The sequence below is a fragment of the Pseudomaricurvus sp. genome, from assembly GCF_965662505.1.
In the GTDB taxonomy this organism is placed as follows: domain Bacteria; phylum Pseudomonadota; class Gammaproteobacteria; order Pseudomonadales; family Cellvibrionaceae; genus Pseudomaricurvus.
In genome coordinates this window covers 1-3,014 of the sequence record NZ_CBFIHX010000217.1, presented here as the reverse complement: position 1 = coordinate 3,014, position 3,014 = coordinate 1, and the positions used below count along the sequence as shown (strand labels likewise).

General features: G+C 46.3%; 4 protein-coding genes. All 4 read right to left on the bottom strand.

The genetic code is table 11. From position 1 onward, the window contains the following. Positions 1–167: 167 nt before the first annotated feature. Positions 168–668 (bottom strand): pyridoxamine 5'-phosphate oxidase family protein, encoded by a 501-nt coding sequence (locus ACTG33_RS16835; protein ID WP_439136380.1) that lies wholly within the window; start codon positions 666–668, stop codon positions 168–170. 31 nt (positions 669–699) lie between these two features. Continuing rightward, complete coding sequence (gene cls, locus ACTG33_RS16830) at positions 700–2,142, bottom strand: cardiolipin synthase (protein WP_439136378.1); 1,443 nt, start codon at positions 2,140–2,142, stop codon at positions 700–702. A gap of 76 nt (positions 2,143–2,218) precedes the next feature. Further along, positions 2,219–2,605 carry a tautomerase family protein gene (locus ACTG33_RS16825; RefSeq protein WP_439136376.1) on the bottom strand — a complete coding sequence of 129 codons (387 nt, stop codon included), beginning with the start codon at positions 2,603–2,605 and terminating at the stop codon, positions 2,219–2,221. Positions 2,606–2,634: 29 nt separating this feature from the next. Continuing rightward, positions 2,635–3,014, bottom strand: a 380-nt coding sequence (locus ACTG33_RS16820) for a lipocalin family protein (RefSeq protein ID WP_439136374.1), incomplete at its 5' end; no start/stop codon positions are given.

Here is a 3,014-nt window from a genome sequence, read left to right as displayed (position 1 = left end):
TACGTAAGTCGCGCACATAGCCGCGCGGAATTTCTGGAACCCAATCGAAGGTAGTGATTGTTATGCCGGACAAGGTGGCCTCCTCTCAAATCTGATGGACGACAGTGGGAGTTTAGCTGACGGGGTAGGAACCGTTGGGTGGTTATCGAATTATGGCGTCTGGTTTTTTATGTGTTTTCAGACCACATCCCATTCATCATCATCGGGTAGGTGACGGGTTTATAATCGGTAAATTCTATATCGCGAACGTGCGTGAAGTTAGTCCACAGTAAACGCGCCCCTTTCATCCATTTGGACGGTTTAACCCGGTATTCGATGGCCTTGATTTCTTCTTTGGTGGCTTCACGCATAGCGCTGGCTTTTCCGTAAAGTCTGATTCCCGGCGGAGCAACAAAACGTCCTGAGATTAACGATCGGAACCAAAAGAAACGGCCTGCATTGACCGCCATAATGCAAACATTTGGATTTCGGTCGATGTTTTTCCCCAGAGATTCAGCGTAGTGATCGAAAAAGTAGCCGCTATGGTTGTCTCGTAAAAAGACAGTTCCAACCGGTGTTATATGAGGTGTGCCGTCGTCATTGACGGTGGCAATTGAGCAGTACAGGGTCGAGGCTTGTCCCTGTTCTAGTGTCGTTTTAATTTTCAGCCAATCGTCCTTGAATGTCATGATGTATTCCTTTGTTCAAACTTTCTGTAAGTTACAGAACCGGTCCCAGTGTGGCAAGGGTGTTGTTCCACAGTCGGGTGCCCAGTGACCAGGCGTCCACCCTTTCCAGGGTGACTTGTTTTGATTTTGACAAGTATTCCTGTTGTCGAGATCGCATGTCTTCGGTCAGTTCTGGATTGTAAAACAGAATGTTGTTTTCGTAATTTAATTCGAAGCTGCGCCGATCCATGTTCGCTGAACCGATCAGTGTGACTTCGCGGTCGATAGTGACTGATTTTGTATGCAGCAGGCCACCTTCGTATTCAAAAATTTCGACGCCTGCTTGCAGTAAATCCTTGTAATAACTGCGGCTGGCAGCGCCAACCATCCAGGAATCATTTTTTGCGGGTAGGATAAGGGTTGTTTTGATGCCTCGCCAGGCGGCAGAGCACAGTGCGCTTTGCATAGACTCGTTGGGCACGTAGTAGGGAGTAGTAATCACCAGTTCTTCGCGAGCAGCGTGAAACAACGAGCCAAACATTTCGGGCATGGCGGAATAGCGTACGGTCGGTCCCGTACCCAACACCTGGGCAGGAAACCCTGTACTGGGCGTGTCCATGGGTATACTAAGCAATGAATTGATGTTTTCTTTGGTATGACTCATCCAGTCACTGGCGAATAGATATTGGTTCTGTCGAACAACAGGGCCTTCGAAGCGAAACATGACGTCTACCCAGGGCGCGTACTTTGCTTTAACGCGAAATTCTGGATCTGCGCAGTTCTGGCTGCCGCAATAGGTAATTTTTCCGTCGATGATTAAGATTTTACGGTGATTGCGTAAGTCCACTCGTACAATAAGCGACCGAAGTATTGGAACTCTGACGGATAAAGCCCGTGAAAGATGAATACCGGTTTTCTTCATCTCTTTCCAGTGTTTTGAATGAATCATGGTGCGTGAACCAATGTCATCAGCCATAACCCGACAATTGACCCCTCGACTGGCAGCACGTTTCAGGGCTTCTACAATGGCGATACCGTTGTTGTCGGGTAACCAGATATAAAACAATAAGTGCACGTGATCGGACGCGTCGTCTATGTCTTTGACCATTGAAGCAATGGTGGAGTTGGAGTCTGTCATCAATTGAGCAGAATTACCTTCGGTGACTTCAAAACCGTTAATGGATCTTCCAAGACGGAATAATAGTTGAAAGCGTTTAGGAACTTGAAAGAGTGTGTTCTGATTACTGTTGGGACTTACCACCTTGCTGGGGGGCATGTTTCGGATAACCGCTTTCATGCGAGCGGTGCGGCGATGACCAATGTTGGTTTCACCCAGCAGAAAATAAGCTATGACGCCAAAGATTGGCAGGGCGCCGATGACCGCAATCCAGGCAATGCGTGACGATGGGTCGCGATGGGGACGGGTAAGAACCCGCACGATCAACGACAAGACGATAGTCATGTTCAGCAATAAACCAAGTAATGCGATATCCACTTAGGTCCTTATTGTCTCAAATAATATTCTCTGACGAGTCGGTTTTTACGGTGCACCTAGAGGTGTTTATTGAAACTCACACATTGACCTTATATTTTAGATCGTTAGCCTCATCACCAGTGATTCCTCTGAAACCCCATTGATAGGGTTGTTGTTCTTTAATGGTGATTTCAACATCTATTGGAGAGAGGAGCATCTGATTTTCCAATTCCTGAAAAATTGATTTGATCAACATTTTTTGAGTTTCAGGTTTGCGTCCGGCCATCAGATTGATTTCTATAACAGTATAGGCATCGGATCTACCGCCGGGGTAATAAAAGTTTTCTCTGTCCAATGGTACAAAACGGTGTGCACGCTTGTCTTCAGGCATTCCAAGAACAGATTGCATACAGCCGTGCAGTACGTCCGACAGATTGGCTTTTATCGGGTTTAATTTTTCTTGAATTCCATAGACAACGATCATGATATTCCTTGATGTGAAACTGTACTTTATTAGTTATCTTGGTCGTGTTTTACAAAGATCAATTTGTTGGTGTCAAACCCAAGCTCTGAGGCTTTGCGTTTAAATTGATCTATCAGTTCCGGGTTGACTTCGGGTGTTCGGGACAGTAGCCATAAATAAGACGTGTTGGGGCCAGAGACAAAGGCGTATTGATAGTCTGTCTTATCCAGTTCAAAGATGACATAGGACCCATAGAATGGACCAAAGAAAGACACCTTAAGGTAGCCCGTTTTTTCGTCTTCGACAAAATAGGCTTTACCTTCCGCTTCTTCCCATGCCTGTTTTTCGGACGAGTAACCACGATTTATAACAGATACACCGCCTTCTTCACGCATTGCGTACTCGGCGGTCACATTGCCGAGACCGCGTT